The organism is Chitinophaga sp. 9-1-y (assembly GCF_059511905.2).
The window spans coordinates 7023809-7047142 of sequence record NZ_CM197955.1 but is presented as its reverse complement, the minus strand read 5'-3'; the positions used below and the strand labels follow the sequence as shown (position 1 = coordinate 7047142).

The following is a 23334-nucleotide window of genomic DNA, read 5'->3' as shown; positions in this document are numbered from 1 at the left end:
CATTTTATACATTGTTGCATGCGTGCGTTTTTTAATAAAAAAAAGAAACTGACAGCAGCGCTGTTGTTGCTGATTACAGCAGCCGGCATCTTTGCTTTTAATGAAAACGACAAGTACTTCCAGATTGCCAAAAACCTGGACATATTTGCCGCTTTCTACCGTGAACTGAATACTTACTACGTAGATGACCTGCCTCCCGAAAAAGTGATGCGCAAAGGCATTGATGCCATGCTCGAGGAAACCGATCCATTTACCGACTTCGTCTCCGAAGAAAACCTGGACGACCTCAAATTTATGGCTACCGGCAAATACGGCGGTGTAGGCGCTTCTATTAATACCAACGGGGAATGGACTTCCATTACCGATGTATATGAAGGCAGCCCTATGGATAAAGCCGGCGTAAAACCAGGTGATATCATTGTGAGCATGGACGGGAAATCTACCAAAAATGTAGCCCAGGAAGAAGTGAGCAAGCAGCTGAAAGGCGCCGCAGGCACACCGCTGAATATGGTATTCAGAAATCCTGTTACGGGAGTAGAAACCCCCAGGAAAATTATCCGCGAAGAAATTAATGTAAAGGCAGTCAGCTACGCCGGCATCCTGAAAAATGATATCGGGTACATCAAAATGACCCAGTTTACCGAAAATAGTGGCGCCCTGGTACGTCGTGCCGTAGAACAACTGAGGCAAGCCAACCCTGCCCTGAAAGGGATGGTGCTCGATTTACGCGGTAACCCCGGTGGCCTGCTGGATGAAGCCGTGGTAGTAGCCAATATTTTTGTGGATAAAAACAGGTTGATTGTCAGCACTCGTGGAAAAGTAAAAAACTGGGACCGCAGCTATGAAACTTCAGAGCAACCAGTGGATATCCGTCTCCCTTTAGCCGTACTCACCAACCACTCTTCTGCTTCAGCCTCAGAAATCGTAGCAGGCAGCATCCAGGACCTGGATCGGGGCCTCGTAATAGGTCAGCGCTCCTATGGCAAGGGACTGGTGCAAACCACCCGGCAATTGCCTTATAACACCAAACTGAAAGTAACCACCGCTAAATACTATACGCCAAGTGGCCGCTGTATACAGGCGATCGATTACTCGCACCGGAATGATGATGGCAGTGTGGACTATGTACCAGATTCTCTCCGTAAATCATTTACCACCATTGGCGGCAGAGCCGTGAAAGACGGCGGCGGTATAGAACCGGATGCTAAAGTAGAACCTACTTACATCAGCCAGGTAGCTGTTACCCTCATCCGTAAACAGTTCATCTTCGACTATGCCACTAACTATTATTATAATCATCCTAAAATAGCAGCTGCTGGAAGCTTCAGGCTTACCGATGCAGAATTTGAGGACTTCGAACGCTATCTCGACAACAAAGATTACAGCTACAAAACCCGTAGTGAAGATGCATTAGATGCTTTTAAAACCACGGCGAAGAAAGAGAAGTATTACGATGCCATCGCCCAGGAACTGGAAACACTGGAAACAAAGATGAAACATGATAAGAAACAGGACCTGTTGAAGAATAAAGAGGAGATCAAACGCTTGCTGGAAGAAGAAATCGTGAATCGCTATTATTTGCAGAGAGGCCGCATTATCAAATCACTGGAGTGGGACAATGAAGTGAATACTGCCATAGATATCCTGCATAACCAGGCGAAATATAAGCAGCTGTTAACCGTTGCAAAACAATAACGAATCACTTTTTTCTATCAAAAGTTTTAGTGGCTTGAAGCATTTAACAGATCCTGAATTGCTGGTGTTAGTAAGAGAAGATGATGAGTGGGCTTTCAGGGAAATTTATGAACGCTACTGGAAGATGCTGTATCAGCAGGCGCTTAAAAAGCTGGCTACCACAGAAGAAGTAAGGGATATGATACAGGAAATCTTCTTCTCGTTATGGAAGTCGAGGCACGCATTGGTGCTACGGGAATCCCTGTCGCAGTACCTGTTTTCAGCACTACGTTATAAAATTATTGACTATTACCGGCTACGCACTGTGCGCGGCCGGTACTACGATACCCTGCTCCAGGAAGACGAAATGCTATCGCCTGAAATAAGTGAACAACTACACTACCGGCAGCTGAATACACTGGTAGAAGAAGAAATAAGGCAGATGCCCGCTAAAATGCAGGAGGTATTTGTACTCAGCCGTGACCATAACCTGAATGCGGTGGAAATTGCTCAAAAGCTATCATTGTCGCACCAAACTGTACGCAACCAAATCAGTACTGCACTAAAAAGAATCCGCAAAAAACTGGATAAAACCCTGTGATGGCATCCATGAAATCCTATGCCCGCAGTGGATTAAAAAAAAGTTAATTCTTATCTGGTACACTCACCTTACTTCATCGACAACTATCTGGACGCTATGAAAAATGACATGTCGGGCAATATGCCGGAATCAATCCGGGCGCTGCTGCTAAAGCAAAATAGTACCGCTTTATCAGCTGCAGAAAGCCAACAGCTGAATGAATGGTACGATACACTGAACCTGGAGCCGGTGGGAAACCCGTTGGCAGCAAGTAACAGCGCCGAAGCAGAGCAGGAGTTGATCTGGGAAGGATTGCAGCACCGCATGCAGGAAGCTGCGTCTCCACGGGTATACCGCATCAAGCCCTGGCTTTGGAAAGCCGCGGCAGTAGTACTACTGGCAGGAGTAGGCGCCGGCTGGTTATGGTATCAACAACGCCCATATCCAATAGAAGTGGCTACCAATATAGGGAACATAAAGCATGTTACCCTGCCGGACGGCTCACAGGTATGGCTAAACGCCAAAAGCAAACTACAATATAGTAACTGGAAAGCCGGAAAGTCAAGGGAAGTAGTATTGACCGGGGAAGCCTTTTTTGATATCGCACAAAAAGCGCAGCACCCCTTTATTATACATACTAAAACGGTAGATATCCGGGTATTGGGTACCTCTTTTAATGTGAAGGCTTATAGCGAAGATGGGAACACGGAAACCACACTGGTTACCGGAAAGGTACAGGTAGTCATGAAACAGAAAGAAGGTAAAACGGTGGAGCTGAAGCCCAGTGAAAAACTGGTAGTACTCAACCACGACGATATCAGCCGTATTGAAACGATCAAACATCGTAAAATACAAACGCCGGACAGCGTTGCTTATCATATTTCGCATGTTAGTACAAAGCCCGGCGACAGCATGCTGGCAGAGATATCTTGGAAGGAACGCAAACTGACCTTCTTTGATGCGCCATTATCTGAAGTTGCTATGCAGTTACAACGCTGGTATGGAGTGACGGTTATTTTTAAAGAAGAAACAATGAAAAATACCCGGTTTACAGGCACGTTCCGGGATGAATCATTACCAAGGGTAATGCAGGTACTGCAGATGTCCGCTCCATTTAATTATCATATCAACAATGACACGTTATCGATTAGTAAATAAAAAATCCACAAAGACTTATGCACAAATAATTTCAGTGAACACATGAAAAAAGGGAAATGCTGAAACATTTCCCTCTACGATCAACTGGCTTAAACGGCACCCTCTCTTGGAAGGATCAGGGATGCTGTAGCCATTTTATTGACCTCTAACTACCTAAAAGTATGAAAAAAAACAGACTTTCCGGGATGGTGTATGCCCCACCCGGGATGCCGTTCACTTATGTTCTAAGAGCCATGAAGCTGACAGCTATTTTAATGTTGGCCGCTTGTTTGCAGGTTTCTGCCACCGCATTTTCGCAAAATAAGATCACACTGAATGCCAAGCGGATGCACCTTTCCAGAGTACTGCAGGCAATTGAAGCACAAGGAAATGTACGCTTTGTGTACAATAACGATGTGTTGCCCAACAACGAATTTATTTCCATTGATGTAAAAGATCAGCCACTGGACGTGGTATTGAGCAGGGTACTGCAAAATACCGCTCTCACTTTTAAAGTCCTGGACAAGGAATTAATCGTGATTGCACCCGGTAATGCAGTCATAAAAAATATCACCGTAAAAGGTAAGGTAACCGACGCCAAAGGCACCCCTATTCCGGGCGCTAATGTGCAGGTTGCGGGCACCAGCCGCGGAACGGTTACTTCCCCTGAAGGGATTTACCAGATAGAAACGCCGGATGATGCTACTTTGCTGTTTTCTTTTGTAGGATATATACAAGAGAAAATAGCAGTGAACAGCCGTACTACCATCGATGTGGTTCTGAAAGAAGATACCAAAGGATTAAATGAAGTAGTGGTAGTAGGTTATGGTGCGCAGAAAAAGGTAAACCTTACTGGCGCCGTATCTTCTATTACTGCGCAGAACCTGGTTTCCCGCCCGGTTACCTCTGTGCAAAATGCCCTGCAGGGACTGGTACCGGGATTAACGGTACTGAGCACACCCGGCGATGTGGGCAAAAGCAATGGTACCATTACCATCCGTGGACGGAGTAACCTCACCAACGCCACCTCTGCACCTCTGTATATCATTGATGGTATTCCTTCTACTGCTGCAGATCTGGCTGCCGTGAACCCTAACGACATCGAGAATATGTCGGTGTTAAAAGATGCGGCATCTGCCTCTATTTATGGTTCCCGCGCTGCCAATGGCGTTATCCTGATTACTACCAAACGCGGCAAAGAAGGTAAAATGTCTATTGATGTAAATACCAGCTATGGTATTTCTTCACCTACCCGTATACCTGATTACCTGGGATCAGTAGACTATGCAACACTGTACAACGAAGGAATGGTGAATGCCGGTAAAAATCCATTATTCACCGATGAGCAGATACAGAAATTCAGAGATGGTAGTGATCCGGACCATTACCCTAACACCAACTGGTACAAAGAAGCATTACGCAAAAATCCCTCCTATAAAGACGTTCAGGTAGGCGTAAATGGTAGCTCCCGCAATACCACCTACTATTTGAGCCTGGCTTATATGAACCAGGAATCACTGGTACCAACTACTGCGCAGAATCGTTATACCATGCGGTTGAATACCACTACCCAGGTGTTGCCCATCTTCAACATAGGAACTAACATCTCTATGGTGAAAAACGACCTTAAAAACAACGGGGGCGACCTGGGCTTCGTAGAACTGAACCGTGCTGTACCAACATTGGTGGGCCGTCAGAGCGATGGTACCTGGGGCACCATTAACGGTGGTAAAGTAGATGCTACGCTGAGTAAAAACAACGTGATGCGTAACAACCTGGAAGGGGGCAGAAGCTGGGACAGAACCAATACCTTTACTGGTGGCGTAAACGGTACATTAACTCCTCTCAAAGGGCTTGCTGTAAAAGGTTTGGCTTCCCTGAAGCTGGATAACCGTACGGCTAACCGTTTTGTGAACACCATGCCGGCGCTGATAGATTTCGATTCAAAAAATGAACTCACTTCTACTGCCAGAGTGCTGAATGAAATGCAGGAAAAATGGGGACAGCGTCAGGCCTTGTTGTTACAGGCGTACGCGGAATATGAAAGAACATTTGCCCGCCATAGTGCCAAAATCATGATGGGTGCTTCAGAAGAAAGCAATGTTTACCGTGATGTATATGTTGGCCGTAAAAACTTTGCGAACAACACATTAGGTACGGTAGGCGGTGGTAGCCAGAGCCCGGATGATATGAGCACCGGTGATGACCTGGCGGCACTGTCGCCTGATGGCAAAACCAAGCAGGCGCCTAATGGTTCCTACTCAGAATCATGGGCCATCCGATCCTATTTTGGCCGTTTGAACTATTCATTTGCAGATAAATACCTGATCGAAGCCAATATGCGCTTTGACCTGTCTTCCCGCTTCCACCCGGATTACCGGTTGGCTAAATTCCCATCTGTATCTGCGGCCTGGAGAATTTCAGAAGAAGACTTCATGAAATCGGTGAAATGGGTAAGCAACCTGAAGTTAAGAGGCTCCTGGGGTATTTTAGGGAATGAAAGTGCTGTGCCTATCGGCAACTATGCCAACTACCTGGAAAGCGGTATTACCTATACGTTTGAAGGCAATCCGGTAAATGGTGTTTATCAGAAATTTGCCTCCAACCTGATGACTACCTGGGAAAAAGTATACATGAGCAATGTGGGACTGGATGCAACTTTCCTGGGTGGCAAACTGGATGTAACTGCAGATTACTTTATTAAGAAAACAGAAGGAATTTTACTTGACAGAGCCAATCCGGCTATATTCGGTCTGGACCCGGCCAGCATCAATGCCGGATCTACCCGTAATAAAGGTGTGGAGTTAATGCTGTCTTACAATGATAAGATTGGTAAAGACTTTGGCTACAATGTGTCTGTAAATATGTCGATGATTAAGAATACTATTCTTAGCCTGGGAGGTGATAAAGACCGTATGCACGATACTTACTACATTGATCGTGTAGGCGAATCCGTTGGATCTTTCTATGGTTATGAAGTAGCGGGCTTATTAACGGAGGACGATATTAAAAACAAATATCCCCTGTTGTACCCTAATTCTCAACCCGGAGATATCAAGTATAAAGATGCTGATGGCAATGGTAAAATTGATGGAAACGACCGTCGTGTATTGGGTAGCGAAGTACCCTGGTTTAACTATGGTGTAAACCTGGGTGCGCACTACAAAGGTTTCGACCTGGGAGTATTGACTTATGGGGTAGCCAATGCCAAGATATACCTGGCAAATGAGGCTTCTTATGCCTTCTTTAATGGTGCTGGTGTAAAAGGTTATCACCTGGACCGCTGGACAAAAGACAATCCTAATCCTAATGCACCTTATCCAAGAATGCTGGTAGGCGGAGACGCTACGCAGAACAATGATCCCGTATCAGCATTCTGGGTTTTCAATAGCTCTTACCTGCGCATCCGCTCGCTCACCCTGGGTTATGCCGTTCCGGCTACCTGGGTTAAAAGAGCAGCGATGTCATCTGCCCGTATTTATGTGGCAGCCAACAATCCTTTTACAATCATGTCAGATAAGCGTTTGAGAGATTATGATCCGGAAATGGCTTCTGGTCGTGGTACATATCCAGGTGTAAAAACATGGGTAATAGGTCTTAACGTGAAATTTTAAAAGGCAGCAAAAAGAACATTATGAAGAAACTTACTATAATAAGTGCAGCACTGGGTTTGTCTATGACCTGGGCTGGTTGCAGCAAAGATTTTCTCAACAGAACACCTGAAGGAAAGGTGGCTGAAAACACTTTCTGGAATACACAAACGGATGTTACCAATGCACTGAATGCCATCTATGGCTTTATGGGCTCCGGAGATGCGCGGCTATTGGACGGACAGAATGCCATTTATGAAGATGGGGCATCAGATAATGCGCTGGCACAATATCCATGGGAAAGTAATGCCACCAATATTGCCAAAGGCAATATCACCCCGGCTGTTGATGAGGGCTGGGAGTTCAGAGGCATACGCAGGGCCAATTACTTCCTGGAGAATGTGGACCGCGTGAAAATGGATAATGACCTGAAAGAACGCACCAAAGCAGAAACCCGCTTCCTGCGAGCATTCTTCTATTCAGGCCTGGTATTGAAATTCGGTGACGTGCCTTTGATCGTTACCACCCTGAAACCAGAAACATCTTTTGGTGCCCGTACGCCAAAAGAAGAGGTCTGGAAGTTTATTTTCAGTGAGCTGGATGCCGTTATCAAAGTATTGCCTGCCGCCTATTCCGGCGGCTACCCATCTGAAAAGGGAAGAGTTACCAAAGGCGCCGCATTGGCCCTGGCTGCACGTTTACACTTGTATCGCTCTGAATGGAAAGATGCCGTTGAATATGCGAAAGCAGTAATGGCCATTCCCGGTTATCAGTTGTTTAAAGTAGTAAGTGAAGATGGTGACGAGCAAATGGATAACTACACCGGCTGGGTAAACTTTTCATCTACTGCAGATGAGAAGAAATTCCGCCTGGGACTCAGAAGCTATGAAAAGCTCTTCTGGGCTACCAATAAAGGCAATGCGGAAGTTATTTTCGACAGGCAACATATGTTGCAGAAAGATGTGCAGAGTGAAAATACTTACCTGCCGCCTGCTATCCTCGGTGGCTGGAGCTCTGTAACACCCACACAAGACCTGGTAGATGCCTACGAAAGCTATACCACCGGTGAACCGCGTGTGGTGCTGGATAATGCTACCAGGGCGGCACGTTTTAAAACCAGGGACCAGGATAAATTATTCTTCGATGAGTACAAGAATCTTGACCCGCGGTTTTATGCCACCATTATGTTCGATAGCTGTACCTGGAACGGACTAGAGAAGGACTTCCTGTTCAGATGGAAACGTGGATCCAATAACTCTACTACCGGCTACAACTTCCGTAAACTGGTAGATCCGGCTGCTTACAAGCAACAGGTGGATAACTATTCAAACCATATCATTATCCGTTATGCAGAAATCTTACTGACCTATGCAGAAGCGCAGAATGAACTGGCAGGCCCGGATGCCAGCATTTATGATGCGGTAGACCAGATCCGTGAAAGGGTGGGTATGCCTAAGCTAAACCGTGTGAAATACGCTACCCAGGCTACATTGCGTGAAGCCATCCGCCGTGAGCGCCGTATTGAACTGGCGCTGGAAGGCAATCGCTTTATGGACATCCGCCGTTGGAAAATAGCACCACAGGTGATGACTACCACCCTGTACGCTATTGATGGTGGTAAAGCAGATAGCCGCACCTGGTATGATAAATTATACCTGATGCCGGTACCGCAAACCCAAACAGATCTCGACCCTAAGCTGTTACCAAACAACGAAGGATATTAATATCAGGAGAAAGCCCCCGCATCGCGGAGGGCTTTCTTTTACCCCGTAAATGTACCCCTGCTATCCGGCCCCGTGAGTAATTGTTTGTAGGGAGATGACGACTCAGTTTCATTTTAAACCCAAAAACAGATACAATGAAAACAATGATGTTCCTCTTTGGCAGTCTCTTATGCTTTACTGGTGTCCACGCACAGGAAAATCTGGTAACCCCGTTGGCAGAGAAAGTACAGGCCCGTACTATTCCCGCACAGGTGAATGTGAGCATTATTCCTGCTCCCGCCGTATCACAGGGATTTTTGATACTGGATGCTGCGGAGCCTTATTACAATTTTTATGCAGACAATGTGCCCGGATGTACCTACCAGTGGGTGTTTCAGTCGGTAACATCCAGCCCGGTCATGTTTATCTCTGATCCCACCAGCGCTGCGATGTGGATAGAAGACTACACCGCGGGTACGGCTTACATTGCCAGTTTGGTCCTGAGCGACGGTACGAACAGCCAAACGGTTTGGCGGCAGAAGGTGAAGGTACAGTAACGAAGTACCGTTAACTAGCTGATCAGCCACGCCGGCATTGTTAAAAGCACCCTGCTTTTTAACGATGCTGGCGTGGCTGTGTTTTTTACATAAATTATGAATTCCGGTTTATTGTCTTTATTTTGAGAGTCTCAGTGAATAAGAAACAGTTATCATTTACAACCGAAAAAAGGGTTCAATCATGCCAGTAAATTCCAATGAAGACTCTCGCCGGAGCTTTCTTAGCAAATTTGCCAAAGGTGTAGTAGGCGCGTCACTGCTACCCAGTATTCTGACTGCTGCGGATAGACAAAGAAATATTCAGTCGCTTTCCCGGTTGAGGGAAAGGTACAGTGCAAACGACCAGATTCAGATTGCGCTGATAGGTGCAGGTAATATGGGTACCGCAGATGCAAATACTGCGATCACCGTGCCTGGTGTAAAACTGATAGCCGCCTGTGATTTGTATGACGGCCGGTTGGCAGATGCGAAAAAGAAATGGGGTAACGATATATATACTACCCGTAGTTACCAGGATATCCTGGATCGTAAAGATATTGATGCCGTTATCATTGCAGTACCGGATTTCTGGCACAAGGAAATTTCGGTAGCCGCCATGAATAAGGGCAAATCTGTGTATTGCGAAAAGCCGATGGTACATGATATCACGGAAGGACCGGCAGTAGTGGAAGCACAGGCACGTAACGGGAAAGTAGTATACCAGGTAGGCAGCCAGGGGATGAGTTCTTTGGGAAATGAAAAGGCAAGACAACTCCTGAAAGATGGCGCCATTGGTAAACTGAACTATGCAGAAGGCTTCTGGGCACGTATGTCGCCTACCGGTGCATGGCAATACCCTATTCCGGCGGATGCATCCACTAAAACCGTAGATTGGGACACTTACCTCAAAAACGCGCCCAAACGCGCTTTTGACCCATTACGTTTCTTCCGCTGGCGTAATTACAAAGATTATGGTACCGGTGTTTCCGGCGACTTATTCGTACACCTGTTTTCCAGTCTTCACCTGGTAACCGGCTCCCTCGGTCCTAATAAGATCATGGCTACCGGCGGTTTACGTTACTGGAAAGATGGCAGGGAAGTACCGGATGTAATGCTGGGTATGTTTGATTATCCTGAAACAGCGATACATCCTGCCTTTAACTTATCACTCCGTGTGAACTTTGTAGATGGTACCGGTGGCACCAATTACCTGCGTATGGTGGGTAGCGAAGGCTCTATGACCGTAGAGTGGGATAGAGTAACCGTATATCGCAACAGCGAGCATGTAGATGAGAATGATCCGTTGGCAGCAGCGAATGCAGCCGCTAATAACGCGGGTGGTAAAACGTATGTATACAACCGTGCGGAAATTCTGCCACAGGAGAAAATGGTGTATGAGGCAGAGAAAGGCTATAAAGGCGCTCACTTTGATCACTTCTACAACCTGTTTAACGCCATGCGTACCGGTGGTAAAGTAGCAGAGAATCCAACCTTTGGTTTCCGTGCCGCAGCACCCGCATTACTGTGCAATGAAAGCTATTTTGAAAATAAGATTATCCACTGGGATCCGGAAACACTGAAAGTGAAAGCCTAGATCCGGGTAAGCTGAAAGCATAAAGCGAAAAGCATAAAGCTATTGTGTAGTAGCGTAAAGCGTAGATCCGCTTATATCTCGTACACAATAGCTTTATGCTTTTCGCTTTATGCTTTCCGCTTATTTAGCTGCTGCTTCGAAGCGTTTGCTGATAGCGTTCCAGTCAACAACGTTCCAGAATGCTTTCAGGTATTCCGGACGACGGTTCTGGTATTTCAGGTAGTAAGCATGTTCCCATACGTCTACACCGAGGATAGGAGTACCTTTTACTTCTGCAACATCCATCAGGGGATTATCCTGGTTAGGAGTGGAAGACACTTCCAGTTTGCCGTCTTTAATCAGCAACCATGCCCAGCCGGAACCGAAGCGGGTAGCGCCGGCGGTGCTGAATTTTTCCTGGAATGCTTCAAAGGAACCAAAGGCGCTGTTGATAGCATCTGACAGTTTACCGGTTGGAGCGCCACCTGCGTTAGGAGCAAGGCTGGTCCAGAAGAAACTGTGATTCCAGTGGCCACCGCCATTGTTTCTGACTGCAGGGCTGATTTTGCCAGCGTTAGCTACCAGCTCTTCCAGTGATTTGTTCTCATTTTCGGTACCTGCAATTGCTTTGTTCAGATTGTCTACATAAGCCTGGTGGTGCTTACCGTGGTGAATTTCCATAGTAAGTTTATCGAAATGCGGCTCTAACGCGTCAGTTGCGTATGGTAAGCTCGGAAGTGTAAATGCCATAACTCAATTTTTTATGGGTTTTAAAATATGATTTCTTGATAGTCGCCAAATTTACTGCCAATCCGTTAAAATTTAGACATTTAATTATTTAGTTATTTAGATATTTAGTTTGCCTAATGGATTTAAACCGGTAAAACCCAATACGCAAACTGGAAAATCACGAAATCAGCTAATAGCAGGACTTGATCATATGGAAAATTATTTTATATTTACGGATACCAGGTTTAACAGGACGTAACATATAGGCATATTTCGTGTGTGCTTGATTGTTGTTTACCTATTGTTTGTTTAAAACTTATAGTATGCAGACAGGCTCAGACTCAGGGCAAAATTTTTCCCTCAATGCCTTACAAAAGGAAAATGAGTTGTTAAGAAATCGTATTCACTGGCTGGAAAGCGTTATCCATCATGTTCCCGCGATGATTTACAGCTATGATAACAACAATAAATCTGTTACCTGGTGCAATGACCGCCTGGCGGCAACGGTTGGTTTCTCTTCCGAAGAAATGGCAGGAATGGGCATGGAGTTTTTCCGGCACATCATGCACCCGGATGATTTTAAACTGGCGGCTGTAGCGCAGCAATCATTCATTAATAACAAGGCACAATTTGGCGGCCTTGCCCGCATACGTAAGAAAGGAGAAATAGACTACAGCTGGTTGCTGGGGTTAGAAGTGCCGTTTACGCATGATAAAAATGGGAGAGTAGTAGAAATCCTTTGCGCTTTCCTGGACCTCACGGATGCTATCGATACCAATGTACAACTGTCGGAAGCATTGAGTGCCATTCTGCGCCGGCAAAATGAAACACTGTTCAATAAACTCACACCCAGGGAAAAAGATGTACTGGCCATGGCGGTGAAAGGGCTTAATAACAAGGAGATTGCCCATTCGTTGAACCTTAGCCGTTATACGGTGGAAACACACCGTAAAAATATCCGCCTGAAACTGAAGGTGCGTAATACTTCTGAATTGGTCACCATTGCACGTAAGATTGGTTTTGAATAAATAGCAGAGAGAAGATAGTATCAGTATTTAACCTGGCTTTCCAACGAAAGCATGTCACTTATTTCGTTTAACTGCGAGGAATAGCAGTCAGCATTCTAAATTGCACTTTCCTGCAAACCAGCGACTGGCTTAAAGAATTGTTAAAAAGATTTTTGCTAAAATTTGCTAAATTTTTCAAAAATACCCAAGCTTGGGTATTTGCTCGTCTTTTAAAGTCCACTAATTTTGTGAATTAAATATTACGCGTGTTTGTGAGAAACATCCCGTATGATAACTAGCCGAAATACCCCCTATGACTATGATAACCGAGGAAAGAGCATATTCTATTTTGGAACTGGCAGAAACTGCCTCTGCTGAAGAAATTGTAGCTCGTTATGAAATCCTGAAAGACCAGTACAGGAAAATAAAAGATGAAACAGAAGACCTTCGAACAAGGCTCGCCTATCAGTTAAAGCAAATAGAACTGGATGATGTATTTATCTACTTCAGAAGAAAACAAAGAATATAAAGGATTACTGCCTAAGCTTTTTTAATATTCATTCGTTGTGTTTTTAAGCTCAGCTTTCATCCATTGTTATTTTTCTTCTTCCTGCTTTAGCTTTCCTGCTTTCCGCAATTAGCTCCATTTAATTCAGTATATTTACTAGTTCAAATCCTATCTAAACAAATATACTATGAACGTGTACTTGCTTATTGTTCTGATACTGCTGTTCGCAGTCGTCATGTCGTGCTTTGTGACCGTACAACAGGGAAACATTGCTGTGACCACCATCTTTGGAAAATACAACCGGGTATTATTTCCCGGCCTTAACTTCAAAATCCCGGTGATTGAAAAAGTATTTAAAAGGGTATCTATCCAAAACCGTTCAGTAGAACTGGAATTCCAGGCAATTACCATTGATCAGGCCAACGTTTATTTCAAGGCAATGCTGTTATATGCCGTATGGAATCAACAGGAAGAAACGATCAAAAATGTGGCTTTCAAATTTATGGATGAAAGAAGCTTCATGCAGGCGCTGGTACGCACTATTGAAGGCTCTATCCGCGGATTTGTGGCTACTAAAAGACAGGCGGAAGTACTGGGCCTGCGTAAAGATATCACCGAACACGTAAAAGAACAGATCGATAAAACCCTGGAGGAATGGGGTTTCCACCTGCTCGATCTACAAATGAATGATATTACGTTTGATGAAGTGATCATGAAATCCATGGCGCAGGTAGTAGCATCAAACAACCTGAAAGCCGCTGCGGAAAACGAAGGACAGGCATTACTGATCACCAAAACCAAAGCCGCCGAAGCAGATGGTAATGCTATCAAAATTGCCGCCGAAGCAGAGCGCCAGGCCGCTCAGCTGCGCGGTATGGGCGTGGCATTGTTCCGGGAAGAAGTAGCCAAAGGTATGAGCATGGCCGCTAAAGAAATGCAGCAAGCCAATCTCGATACCTCTGTGATCCTCTTTTCCATGTGGACGGAAGCCATCAAGCACTTCGCTGAAAACTCAAAAGGAAACGTCATCTTCCTGGATGGCTCTTCTGAAGGAATGGATCATACCATGAAGCAAATGATGGGTATGAATAAACTGATGGATTCCAACAAGAAATAATTATCTTCTTTGTTCAAAGAAAGTTTTCATTAACTGTAAGCTTTCTTCGCTGCACGGACCGGCTTCCAGTTTCGTTTTAGGATGAAACGGGGACCGGTCTCCGGTAGCTCTCCGGTAGCTGTTCTTATCATCTGCCGCCGCATATACAATCCTGCCAATCTTGCTCCAGTAAAGGGCGCCCGCGCACATCAGGCAAGGCTCTACCGTTACATACAATGTAGCTTCCATCAAATATTTACTACCCAGTGTATTAAAGGCTGCGGTTAGTGCAATCATTTCTGCATGCGCCGTACAATCATTTAATCTTTCTACGTGATTATATCCACGGCCAATGATGCGGTTGTTCAATACTACCACGGCACCAATAGGTACTTCCCCGTCTTCAAAGGCTTTGCGTGCTTCCTGCAACGCCTGCCGCATAAAATGTTCATCGGTCATATATAGCTGTTGGCTTTTAGCCATTAGCTTTTAGTTCATTGAAGTAACTAAAGGCTAATGGCGATTTGTTATACTAAGTTAGATGGTAATATTCAGGAGCTGAATGAATTCCTCTTCTGTCAATATTTTAATGGTATTGATTTTTTTGGCTTTTTCCAGTTTGCTGCCGGCTTCTTCCCCTACTACCAGGTAGTTGAGTTTGCTGCTTACACCACTAACTATTTTGCCGCCTTCTTTTTCTACCAACTCCTCTGCATCACTGCGTTTCAGCTTGTGCAGGGTGCCGGTAAAGAGGAAGGTTTGTCCACTCAGGTTACCGGATTCGGTAGATGACTTTTTGGTGTTTTCCATGTTAATGCCCAACGCTGCCAGCTTGTCCAGCATGGCGATGTTATCGGCATTGGCAAAGAAACTCCGGATAGAACCTGCTACTTTAGGGCCTATGTCTTCCAGCGCGAGGATTTGTTCTTCTGTCCAGTTCTGCAAATCCATGATATGTGTAACGGCGTTGGCCAGCGTTTTAGCCGTAGTTTCACCTACATAACGAATACCCAACCCAAAGATCAAACGGTGCAGCGGTTGCGTTTTAGACTGTTCGATAGCGGTTTCCAGGTTGGTCAGGGATTTCTTTCCAAAACCTTCTAGCTGCCCGATTTTTTCGAAATCGAGTTCATAAATACCGGGGATTTCTTTTAGCAGTCCTAATGAAAAGAATTTGCGCACATTGCTTTCGCCAAAGCTTTTAATATCCATGGCATCTTTGCTTACAAAGTGGATCATTCTTTCTACCACCTGTGCTTCACAGTTAATATTGGTACAGCGCCAAACGCTTTCCTCTGCTGGCTTTACGAGCTTGTCATGACATACCGGGCAGTGAGTAGGGAACACGATATCCTGTTCGCTGCCGTCTCTTAAATCGGCAACAGATTTTACAATGTAGGGAATCACATCTCCTGCTCTTTCTACCAACACCATATCTCCCAGTTTCAGGTCTTTCTCCTTAATCACTTCTTCATTAAACAGGGAAATAGAGCCTACGGTAACGCCACCAATAGGCACCGGATCAATTTTGGCTACTGGCGTAATAGAGCCGGTGCGGCCCACCTGGAATTCAACGGCCCGAAGCTTGCTGGTAGCTTGTCGGGCTTTGAATTTATAAGCAATGGCCCAGCGGGGATGGTGGGTAGTCATACCTAGTTTATCCTGCAGGGTATAGTCATTTACCTTGACTACCATGCCATCTATTTCATAGGGCAGGTTGTCGCGTTCATTTTCAAACCAGAGACAGTGATCAATCACCGCCTGTATACCTTTCACTACTTTCTTTTCTTTGGCGGGGCTTCTGAAACCGAGTGTAGACAGCAGCTCCAGGGTACCACTATGCGTGGTGAGTGCAGCGGGTTCTGTTTGCCCGGGATTCATGGTATGGAAGCTCATATGATATAAAAAGGCTTCCAGTCCACGTTTGGCTACTTCATTGGGATCTACCATCCGGAGAGATCCGGAGGCGGCATTGCGTGGATTAGCCAGTGGTGGCAGGTTTTCAGCAATACGTTTCTCGTTGAAGGCAGCAAAAGTGTTTTTATTGATCAGCACTTCTCCACGGATTTCTATCTGGTGAATGCCATATTTAGAGAATTGGGCAGACAGTGGAATAGAGCGGATTTGCTTAATGTTGGTGGTTATATCTTCTCCTGCTACACCATCGCCGCGGGTAGCGCCGCGGGTGAGCTGGTCGTCTTCATAGATGAGAGAAATACTGGCGCCATCGAATTTGGGCTCAATACAGTATTCTATTTCAGCCAGGCCGGAAGCTTCCCGGGCTTTACGGTCCCAGTCCAACAGATCATCTGCATTGTAGGAGTTTTCCAGGCTGAGCATCGGTACCAGGTGTGGTACGGTAATAAATTCTTTGGTGAGGCCTTTGGCCACACGTTGGGTGGGGGAGTCGGCCGTGATCAGGTCCGGGTGCTCCTGTTCCAGTTTTTTCAGCCAGGCAAACAGCTGATCATATTCGTAATCGCTGATTACGGGTTCACTTTGTACGTAGTAACGCCAGTCGTTATAACTGATTACGCGGCGAAGTGCGTCCAGGGTTTCATCAATGGATTGCAACAGCTGTTGCTGTTGTAAGCTGCTGAGCAAATCTTTGGCCAGCTGCGCCAGGGTTATTTCTATCTCCTTTGTGTACATAATATGTGAAACTGAACCGTAAATTTAAACTTATCTTTCAGGTTAGGAATGTGTCTGCAAAAAATTCAGCCGTTTTTGTTTTAAATGTGATATTTTTTTCTTTCATTTGATGATAATTCTACGTGAACATAATTAACTGCGTTTTACTGTAATTCCACGTTCCTTATGATGTCTATGTACACCAAGAACATCAATACACATCTTGTAGAAATACAGGATTACTTCAAAGTAGCCATATCTGTAGACTGCGTCATCTTCGGCTTTAACAACGATGAGCTGAAGGTATTGTTGATTGAGTCGGATCTCAAAGAGTTCAAGGGTAAATGGTCGCTGCTGGGCGATATTGTACGGCCGGATGAAGAGCTGGACGAAGCCGCTTACCGGGTATTGAAAGCCCGAACAGGCCTGGATGATGTGTATATGGAGCAGGTGCAAACCTTTGGTGCTATTCAGCGACACCCTGCCGGGAGAGTGATTACGGTGGCTTATTACTCGCTCGTGAATATAGAGCATGTAGAACTGAAGCTGCATAACAATGAACTGCACTGGCACAGCGTGAAAGAACTGCAGGAGATGGCGTTTGATCATAAACAGATATTGGATACCTGCCATGAGCGCCTGAAGCAACAGGTGCTGGTACAGCCTATCGGCTTTAACCTGTTACCCCGTAAGTTTTCCCTGCGTGAATTGCAAAACCTCTATGAAGCCATATTGGATATGGAGCTGGATCGCCGCAACTTCCGGAAGAAGTTTTTATCCATGGATTTACTGATGGATTTAAATGAAGAAGAGGAAGATGTACCGCACCGTCCTGCCAAGCTCTACAAATTTAATTTCGATAAATACGAGCAGCGTAAGAAGCGTTACCTGGGTATTGGCTTCTAATATCCCTATGGTGGTACTTTTTTAGCCTATCTGTTCCCCTTTTACCGTATTTCTGCTAATTAATATAAAAATGAAATCCTTTACCAATAAGGGTTTAGCTTCCTGTGCCCTGCTGTAAAATTGCAAGGTTAATTTTCTACCGGAAAGCAAAAAAAGTTTGTTTTTAACAAAATTTTAATTAAGATTGTGTAAGATATACACATCCTAGAAAACGACTTAAATTCAGGATAGAAAACCAAAATTCAAGACGAATCGCGCAAAGATTTTTTCACAGTATTTTATTGTATGTAGAAATTCCACTAATTGAGATTTACCAACTACAAAATCATTAATCAATAGTTTGATTTTATAGTTCCACGTTATGAATCATAAGACTGCTAAGCATTACTGCCTTGTGTCTTACTTTACGCTTTCCCTTGTACAGGCTTTGTACAGGGGAAAGTTGTTTTAGGGAAATACTAAGCGATTTCGGGATCGGTTAAAAATTTTGCAACAGGAACAGGAACTCGTTTAATCAATTCTATTTCTGGGGAAACCCGCGCTATGCCGGCAGTTCAGCTGGTTTTTCCGTAACTTGCAAAAAAAGAATTACGAATTACAAATTACGAATTACGGATTGGTGGGTAAATAGTAGCAGATGATCTTAGGGGCTGTCTACGCGCAAATCCGTAATTCGTAATTCGTAATTCGTAATTCTCAAACAAAACACAATCTATGTCTTATACACCGCAACATAAGGTTCGTATTGTAACAGCAGCTGCTTTATTCGATGGTCATGACGCGGCCATTAATATTATGCGTCGCATTATGCAGGCAAAGGGCGCCGAGGTGATTCACCTGGGGCATAACCGCTCCGCTGCAGAAATTGTAGACTGTGCTATAGAGGAAGATGCACAGGGCATCGCGGTAACCTCCTACCAGGGTGGACACGTAGAGTTCTTCAAGTATATGTATGATTTGCTGTTGCAAAAAGGCTGCGGTCATATTAAAATCTTTGGCGGCGGTGGCGGTACCATCCTGCCAGTGGAAATTGCGGAGCTGCATGCTTATGGCATTGCCCGGCTTTATTCCCCGGACGACGGCCGGCAGATGGGCCTCGAAGGCATGATAGAAGACCTGATCAGCCAGTGCGATATTGCTGTGAAACCACTTACCTCAGGCGGCGAAGTAGAAGATATCCCGCAACTGAAAAAAGAGAAGAACCCGAAAGTGATTGCCAGGTCGATCAGTCTGGCTGAAAACGATATGCCGGTAGCCCTGCTCAAAGGCCTGAAAGCCAGAACAGCCGTTACCGTAAATGAAGGCGAAACACATATCACCCATACCACCGCTAACCCGGAAAAATCACCCGTACTGGGAATTACCGGTACCGGCGGCGCTGGTAAAAGTAGTGTTACGGATGAACTGGTACGCCGGTACCTGAATCATACAAAGGATAAAACGGTAGCGGTGATTTCCGTAGACCCCTCTAAAAAGAAGACAGGAGGTGCTTTGCTGGGCGACCGTATCCGCATGAACTCCATCCATCACCCACGTGCTTACATGCGCTCCCTGGCTACCCGTGAAAGCGATAAAGCCATCAGCGAACATATACAGGAAGCCATCGACATCTGTAAACTAGCTGCCTTCGACTTCATCATCCTGGAAACATCCGGTATTGGTCAAAGCGATACCGCTATCACCGACTACTGCGATGTATCCCTCTATGTGATGACACCAGAATATGGCGCCGCCTCCCAGCTGGAAAAGATCAACATGCTGGACTATGCTGATGTAATTGCCATCAACAAATTCGACAAAGCCGGTGCACTCGATGCTTTGCACGATGTACGCAAACAATATAAACGCAACCACAGTCTTTGGGATGCCAAAGAAGACTCCCTGCCAGTGGTAGGCTCCATTGCTTCACAGTTCAATGACCCGGGTATTAACCTGTTGTTTGAAAGAGTGATGGAAAAAGTAGAAGAGAAAACCGGCGCCAGTTTTGGGCCGATGGCACACGAAAGCGTGAAATCTACTTCTACCAAATCACAGATCATTCCACCGGCAAGGGTACGTTACCTCGCCGAGATAGCAGAAGCCATTGGTGATTACAGCCAATTTACAGACGAGCAATGTAAAATTGCCAGTCAGCTGTACCAGGTGGTAGGCGTTATCGCCTTACAACCGCAACTGGCGGACTCGCTGGCGGATGTTAAAGCCCACCTCGAAAAAGCACTGCATCCTGAATGCAAAAAGCTGGTGGACGAATGGCCGGCACTGCAACAAAAATATACCGCAGACTTCTATGAGTTCCAGGTAAGAGACAAGGTGATTAAATTGCCTCTCTTCTCTGAAAGCCTCAGTCATAGCAGAATTCCAAAGGTGAGTTTACCAAAGTATAAAGATTGGGGTGATATCCTGCGTTGGCAGCTCACCGAAAACCTGCCCGGAGAATTCCCTTATGCAGCCGGTGTATTCCCACTGAAAAGAGAAGGGGAAGATCCTACCCGTATGTTTGCGGGAGAAGGTGGTCCGGAAAGAACCAATAAACGTTTCCACTACGTATCACTGGATCAGCCGGCAAAGCGCTTGTCTACTGCATTTGACAGCGTGACGCTCTACGGCGAAGATCCTGCAGTAAGACCAGATATCTACGGTAAAGTAGGTAACTCCGGTGTGAGCATCGCTACCGTAGACGATGCCAAAAAGCTATACAGCGGCTTTGACCTTTGTGATCCGAAGACCTCTGTGTCCATGACGATCAACGGCCCGGCGCCAATATTGCTGGCATTTTTTATGAATGCCGCCATTGATCAGCAGTGCGAAAAATATATCAGGGAAAATGGTCTCACCGAAAAGGTACAGGCCCTGATCAAAACAAAATTCAAAGATCATCCCCTGCCACATTATAGCGGCGACCTGCCAGCAGGTAACGACGGCCTGGGCCTTCAACTGCTCGGTATATCCGGCGAAGAAGTGCTGGATCGGGATGTCTATGAAAAAATAAAAGCCCATGCACTGAGCACTGTGCGTGGTACGGTACAAGCCGATATCCTGAAAGAAGACCAGGCACAGAACACCTGCATCTTCTCTACAGAATTTGCCCTCAAATTAATGGGCGATGTACAGGAATATTTCATCACCGAAAAGGTGCGTAACTTCTACTCAGTGAGCATTTCCGGCTACCACATTGCGGAAGCAGGCGCTAATCCGATTACACAGCTGGCCTTTACACTGGCAAATGGATTTACTTATGTAGAATACTACCTGAGTCGTGGTATGAATATCGATGACTTTGCACCTAACCTGTCGTTCTTCTTCAGCAATGGGATGGATCCTGAATATGCGGTAATAGGCCGCGTAGCCCGTCGTATCTGGGCCAAGGCTATCAAGTATAAGTACAAAGGAAACGACCGCTCGCAGAAGCTGAAATATCATATCCAAACATCCGGCCGTAGCTTGCACGCACAGGAAATTGATTTCAACGATATCCGCACCACACTGCAGGCATTGTATGCGATCTATGATAACTGTAACTCCCTGCACACCAACGCCTATGATGAAGCCATTACCACACCTACTGAAGAAAGTGTAAGAAGGGCAATGGCTATTCAGCTGATCATTAACCGGGAATTGGGTACCGCTAAGAACGAAAACCCTGTACAGGGAGCCTTCTTCATCGAAGAACTGACAGACCTGGTGGAAGAAGCCGTACTCAATGAGTTTAACCGCATCACTGAACGTGGTGGCGTATTAGGCGCTATGGAAAGAATGTATCAGCGTAATAAAATACAGGAAGAAAGCCTGTACTATGAATCACTGAAACATACCGGCGAATTCCCTATTGTAGGCGTAAATACCTTCCTGAATAAAAATGGTTCTCCTACCATTATTCCGGCAGAAGTAATTCGCTCTACCACCGAAGAAAAAGAATTCCAGATACATACCCTGGAAGCATTCCAGCACAGGCATCAGCAAAAAAGTGCTGCAGCACTGACGCAGTTGCAACAGGTAGCCGTTACCAATGGTAACCTGTTTGCAGAACTGATGGAAACAGTGAAACATTGTTCTCTCGGACAAATTACTCACGCACTCTACGAAGTAGGCGGACAATACCGCAGAAATATGTAGGGGAGCAGAAAGCAGAAAGCAGAAAGCAGAAAGCGGAAAGCAAAAAGCAAAAAGCTATTTGAGCGAATGATCTTAGCGTATAAATGAAGTGCACCCTAAAGGTTGGACGTTTTTTTAAATGTTAAAAAGTTATGCGGCTTGAGTTCGGTATTTAACTGGGCTCAAGCCGTTTAGTTTTAATTTAATCCTATCGTTGTTATAATAGTGTATATATTCAATTAACCCCTGCTTTAAAGCTGATAGCGAATCAAAATTTTCAAGATAAAATAGTTCTGTTTTGAGGATAGCGAAAAAGCTTTCCATAGCGGCATTGTCCAGACAATTTCCTTTTGCAGACATACTTTGTTTGATCTTATTGTCTCGAAGAATTGTCTGATATTTCTTCATTTGATACTGCCAACCCTGGTCAGAGTGTAATATCAAATTGCTTTTCTTCGGTAGCCGGGAAAATGCTTTTTGCAGCATATCAACAATTTGACCAAACGTTGGCCGTTCTGATATATTATAACTCATTATTTCTCCATTATACAGGTCCATAATTGGAGAAAGATATAATTTTTTACCCCCAACAGAGAATACTGTTATATCTGTGACCCACTTCTGGTAAGGCTTTTCGGCATTGAAGTCACGCATTAGCAGATTAGGAGCTATTTTACCCTGCTCTCCTTTATATGACTTATACTTCTTCATTCTGACCAGGCTTTTAATATTACCCGATCGCATGATTTTTAATACCGTCTTATGATTAACAGATCTCCCCGATTGCCGTATATCCCTTGTTATTCGCCTATAGCCATATCTGCCTTTATGCCGATTGTAAATGGTCATTATCTCAGTTTGCAATGCAGCATGCTTTTGAGGCTGGGTTAATAACTTCAAATTGTAATAATAGCTACTACGTGCCATATCCGCTGCTTTTAACAGCAAATCTAATGGATAAAGCGGCCTTAATTCCCTGATGGCTTCTGCCGTTTGCTTTGACCGGCTTGTTCTTTTTGAATTAAGGCCTTTAACTTTTTTAAAAGTGCATTTTCAGCTCGAAGGTATTGTAACTCAGCTTCTAAAGCGGCTAGTTTGGCCGTATCCGGGTCCGTTGCTACTTCTGTGGATTTACTCTTTTTTGCCATTTGCTTCTTTTTTGATCCTCGTTTACTTTTAAGTAAACCTATGGCCCCTTCACCTTCATATTGTTTTAACCATAGACCAACAGTATGATCTTGCGCGACTCCGAATATCATCGCTGCCTGCAATAAAGATAATCGCTTTTTGAATACTGTTCGGATAACCTCCAGTTTAAACTCACCACTATAAATCACTCCCGCACGAGGTTTCAATCCGGCTACACCATGATACTTATAAAGATGTAACCACCGATGCACCGATGTATCGGTCGTTCCTAGCTTGCGAGCTACTGATGCTATATGGTCCTTACCTGAAAGCACGGCCTGCACGGCTCGAAGCTTCTGGTTTAAACTGAATTTAATCTTTCCTGCCATAAAAATGCCCCCTAAAAGTGTCCAACTTTTAGGGGGCATTTCAAAATACCCGCTT

Annotated in this window: 17 protein-coding genes; 12 read left to right on the top strand and 5 right to left on the bottom strand. The window is 45.1% G+C overall.

What is annotated here, in order from left to right:
* The first annotated feature begins 18 nt into the window (after positions 1-18).
* The 7 genes from AC5ZC7_RS27885 to AC5ZC7_RS27855 all read left to right on the top strand — a co-directional run bounded on the left by AC5ZC7_RS27885 (position 19) and on the right by AC5ZC7_RS27855 (position 10814).
* The gene (locus AC5ZC7_RS27885) at positions 19-1695 is read left to right on the top strand and encodes a S41 family peptidase (protein ID WP_496160698.1); all 1677 of its coding nucleotides are present in this window, start codon (positions 19-21) and stop codon (positions 1693-1695) included.
* A gap of 34 nt (positions 1696-1729) precedes the next feature.
* Positions 1730-2275, top strand: a complete 546-nt coding sequence (locus tag AC5ZC7_RS27880) for a sigma-70 family RNA polymerase sigma factor (protein WP_496160697.1) — start codon at positions 1730-1732, stop codon at positions 2273-2275.
* Positions 2276-2371: 96 nt separating this feature from the next.
* Positions 2372-3412 carry a FecR domain-containing protein gene (locus AC5ZC7_RS27875; RefSeq protein WP_496160696.1) on the top strand — a complete coding sequence of 347 codons (1041 nt, stop codon included), beginning with the start codon at positions 2372-2374 and terminating at the stop codon, positions 3410-3412.
* A gap of 161 nt (positions 3413-3573) precedes the next feature.
* On the top strand, positions 3574-7005 hold the full coding sequence (locus AC5ZC7_RS27870; RefSeq protein WP_496160695.1) for a SusC/RagA family TonB-linked outer membrane protein: 3432 nt from the start codon (positions 3574-3576) through the stop codon (positions 7003-7005).
* A 20-nt stretch (positions 7006-7025) separates the two neighbouring features.
* A complete protein-coding gene (locus AC5ZC7_RS27865; RefSeq protein WP_496160694.1) occupies positions 7026-8705 on the top strand; it encodes a RagB/SusD family nutrient uptake outer membrane protein in 1680 nt (559 codons plus the stop codon).
* 134 nt (positions 8706-8839) lie between these two features.
* Positions 8840-9241 (top strand): hypothetical protein, encoded by a 402-nt coding sequence (locus AC5ZC7_RS27860; RefSeq protein WP_496160693.1) that lies wholly within the window; start codon positions 8840-8842, stop codon positions 9239-9241.
* 181 nt (positions 9242-9422) lie between these two features.
* Positions 9423-10814, top strand: coding sequence for a Gfo/Idh/MocA family oxidoreductase (locus AC5ZC7_RS27855; protein ID WP_496160692.1), 1392 nt, complete (start codon positions 9423-9425; stop codon positions 10812-10814).
* Between the two features lie 120 nt (positions 10815-10934).
* On the opposite strand, the gene AC5ZC7_RS27850 is transcribed toward AC5ZC7_RS27855, so the two are convergent.
* Entirely contained in the window at positions 10935-11543 is a 609-nt protein-coding gene (locus tag AC5ZC7_RS27850; RefSeq protein WP_496160691.1) for a Fe-Mn family superoxide dismutase, read from the bottom strand.
* Positions 11544-11845: 302 nt separating this feature from the next.
* On the opposite strand from AC5ZC7_RS27850, the gene AC5ZC7_RS27845 reads away from it, so the two are divergent.
* From AC5ZC7_RS27845 to AC5ZC7_RS27835, 3 genes are all read left to right on the top strand, one after another.
* The gene (locus AC5ZC7_RS27845) at positions 11846-12550 is read left to right on the top strand and encodes a LuxR C-terminal-related transcriptional regulator (RefSeq protein ID WP_496160690.1); all 705 of its coding nucleotides are present in this window, start codon (positions 11846-11848) and stop codon (positions 12548-12550) included.
* A gap of 292 nt (positions 12551-12842) precedes the next feature.
* Positions 12843-13058 carry a hypothetical protein gene (locus tag AC5ZC7_RS27840; RefSeq protein ID WP_496160689.1) on the top strand — a complete coding sequence of 72 codons (216 nt, stop codon included), beginning with the start codon at positions 12843-12845 and terminating at the stop codon, positions 13056-13058.
* A gap of 166 nt (positions 13059-13224) precedes the next feature.
* Positions 13225-14154: an SPFH domain-containing protein gene (locus tag AC5ZC7_RS27835; protein ID WP_496160688.1), complete on the top strand. Its 930-nt coding sequence runs from the start codon at positions 13225-13227 to the stop codon at positions 14152-14154.
* Here the strand turns inward: AC5ZC7_RS27835 and AC5ZC7_RS27830 are convergent, their stop codons facing one another.
* A complete protein-coding gene (locus tag AC5ZC7_RS27830) occupies positions 14155-14616 on the bottom strand; it encodes a deaminase (RefSeq protein ID WP_496160687.1) in 462 nt (153 codons plus the stop codon).
* A 54-nt stretch (positions 14617-14670) separates the two neighbouring features.
* On the bottom strand, positions 14671-16785 hold the full coding sequence (ligA, locus tag AC5ZC7_RS27825) for an NAD-dependent DNA ligase LigA (protein WP_496160686.1): 2115 nt from the start codon (positions 16783-16785) through the stop codon (positions 14671-14673).
* 165 nt (positions 16786-16950) lie between these two features.
* Here ligA and AC5ZC7_RS27820 point away from each other — a divergent pair, with 165 nt between their 5' ends.
* Together AC5ZC7_RS27820 and AC5ZC7_RS27815 are read left to right on the top strand one after the other, a co-directional pair.
* Complete coding sequence (locus AC5ZC7_RS27820; protein WP_496160685.1) at positions 16951-17670, top strand: NrtR DNA-binding winged helix domain-containing protein; 720 nt, start codon at positions 16951-16953, stop codon at positions 17668-17670.
* Positions 17671-18384: 714 nt separating this feature from the next.
* The gene (locus AC5ZC7_RS27815) at positions 18385-21783 is read left to right on the top strand and encodes a methylmalonyl-CoA mutase family protein (protein WP_496160684.1); all 3399 of its coding nucleotides are present in this window, start codon (positions 18385-18387) and stop codon (positions 21781-21783) included.
* A gap of 129 nt (positions 21784-21912) precedes the next feature.
* Here AC5ZC7_RS27815 and AC5ZC7_RS27810 read toward each other — a convergent pair whose 3' ends face one another.
* Together AC5ZC7_RS27810 and AC5ZC7_RS27805 are read right to left on the bottom strand one after the other, a co-directional pair.
* The gene (locus AC5ZC7_RS27810) at positions 21913-22743 is read right to left on the bottom strand and encodes an IS3 family transposase (protein ID WP_511911597.1); all 831 of its coding nucleotides are present in this window, start codon (positions 22741-22743) and stop codon (positions 21913-21915) included.
* Entirely contained in the window at positions 22731-23279 is a 549-nt protein-coding gene (locus AC5ZC7_RS27805) for a transposase (protein ID WP_511911284.1), read from the bottom strand. The genes AC5ZC7_RS27810 and AC5ZC7_RS27805 overlap by 13 nt, the downstream gene beginning before the upstream one ends.
* Positions 23280-23334 lie beyond the last annotated feature (55 nt).

Excerpts from the sequence above, each read along its gene's own strand:
- AC5ZC7_RS27885 (WP_496160698.1), top strand. The coding sequence starts at position 19 with ATGCGTGCGTTTTTTAATAAAAAAAAGAAACTGACAGCAGCGCTGTTG.
- AC5ZC7_RS27875 (WP_496160696.1), top strand. The coding sequence starts at position 2,372 with ATGAAAAATGACATGTCGGGCAATATGCCGGAATCAATCCGGGCGCTG.
- AC5ZC7_RS27870 (WP_496160695.1), top strand. The coding sequence starts at position 3,574 with ATGAAAAAAAACAGACTTTCCGGGATGGTGTATGCCCCACCCGGGATG.
- AC5ZC7_RS27865 (WP_496160694.1), top strand. The coding sequence starts at position 7,026 with ATGAAGAAACTTACTATAATAAGTGCAGCACTGGGTTTGTCTATGACC.
- AC5ZC7_RS27860 (WP_496160693.1), top strand. The coding sequence starts at position 8,840 with ATGAAAACAATGATGTTCCTCTTTGGCAGTCTCTTATGCTTTACTGGT.
- AC5ZC7_RS27855 (WP_496160692.1), top strand. The coding sequence starts at position 9,423 with ATGCCAGTAAATTCCAATGAAGACTCTCGCCGGAGCTTTCTTAGCAAA.
- AC5ZC7_RS27850 (WP_496160691.1), bottom strand. The coding sequence starts at position 11,543 with ATGGCATTTACACTTCCGAGCTTACCATACGCAACTGACGCGTTAGAG.
- AC5ZC7_RS27845 (WP_496160690.1), top strand. The coding sequence starts at position 11,846 with ATGCAGACAGGCTCAGACTCAGGGCAAAATTTTTCCCTCAATGCCTTA.
- AC5ZC7_RS27840 (WP_496160689.1), top strand. The coding sequence starts at position 12,843 with ATGACTATGATAACCGAGGAAAGAGCATATTCTATTTTGGAACTGGCA.
- AC5ZC7_RS27835 (WP_496160688.1), top strand. The coding sequence starts at position 13,225 with ATGAACGTGTACTTGCTTATTGTTCTGATACTGCTGTTCGCAGTCGTC.
- AC5ZC7_RS27830 (WP_496160687.1), bottom strand. The coding sequence starts at position 14,616 with ATGGCTAAAAGCCAACAGCTATATATGACCGATGAACATTTTATGCGG.
- ligA (WP_496160686.1), bottom strand. The coding sequence starts at position 16,785 with ATGTACACAAAGGAGATAGAAATAACCCTGGCGCAGCTGGCCAAAGAT.
- AC5ZC7_RS27820 (WP_496160685.1), top strand. The coding sequence starts at position 16,951 with ATGATGTCTATGTACACCAAGAACATCAATACACATCTTGTAGAAATA.
- AC5ZC7_RS27815 (WP_496160684.1), top strand. The coding sequence starts at position 18,385 with ATGTCTTATACACCGCAACATAAGGTTCGTATTGTAACAGCAGCTGCT.
- AC5ZC7_RS27805 (WP_511911284.1), bottom strand. The coding sequence starts at position 23,279 with ATGGCAGGAAAGATTAAATTCAGTTTAAACCAGAAGCTTCGAGCCGTG.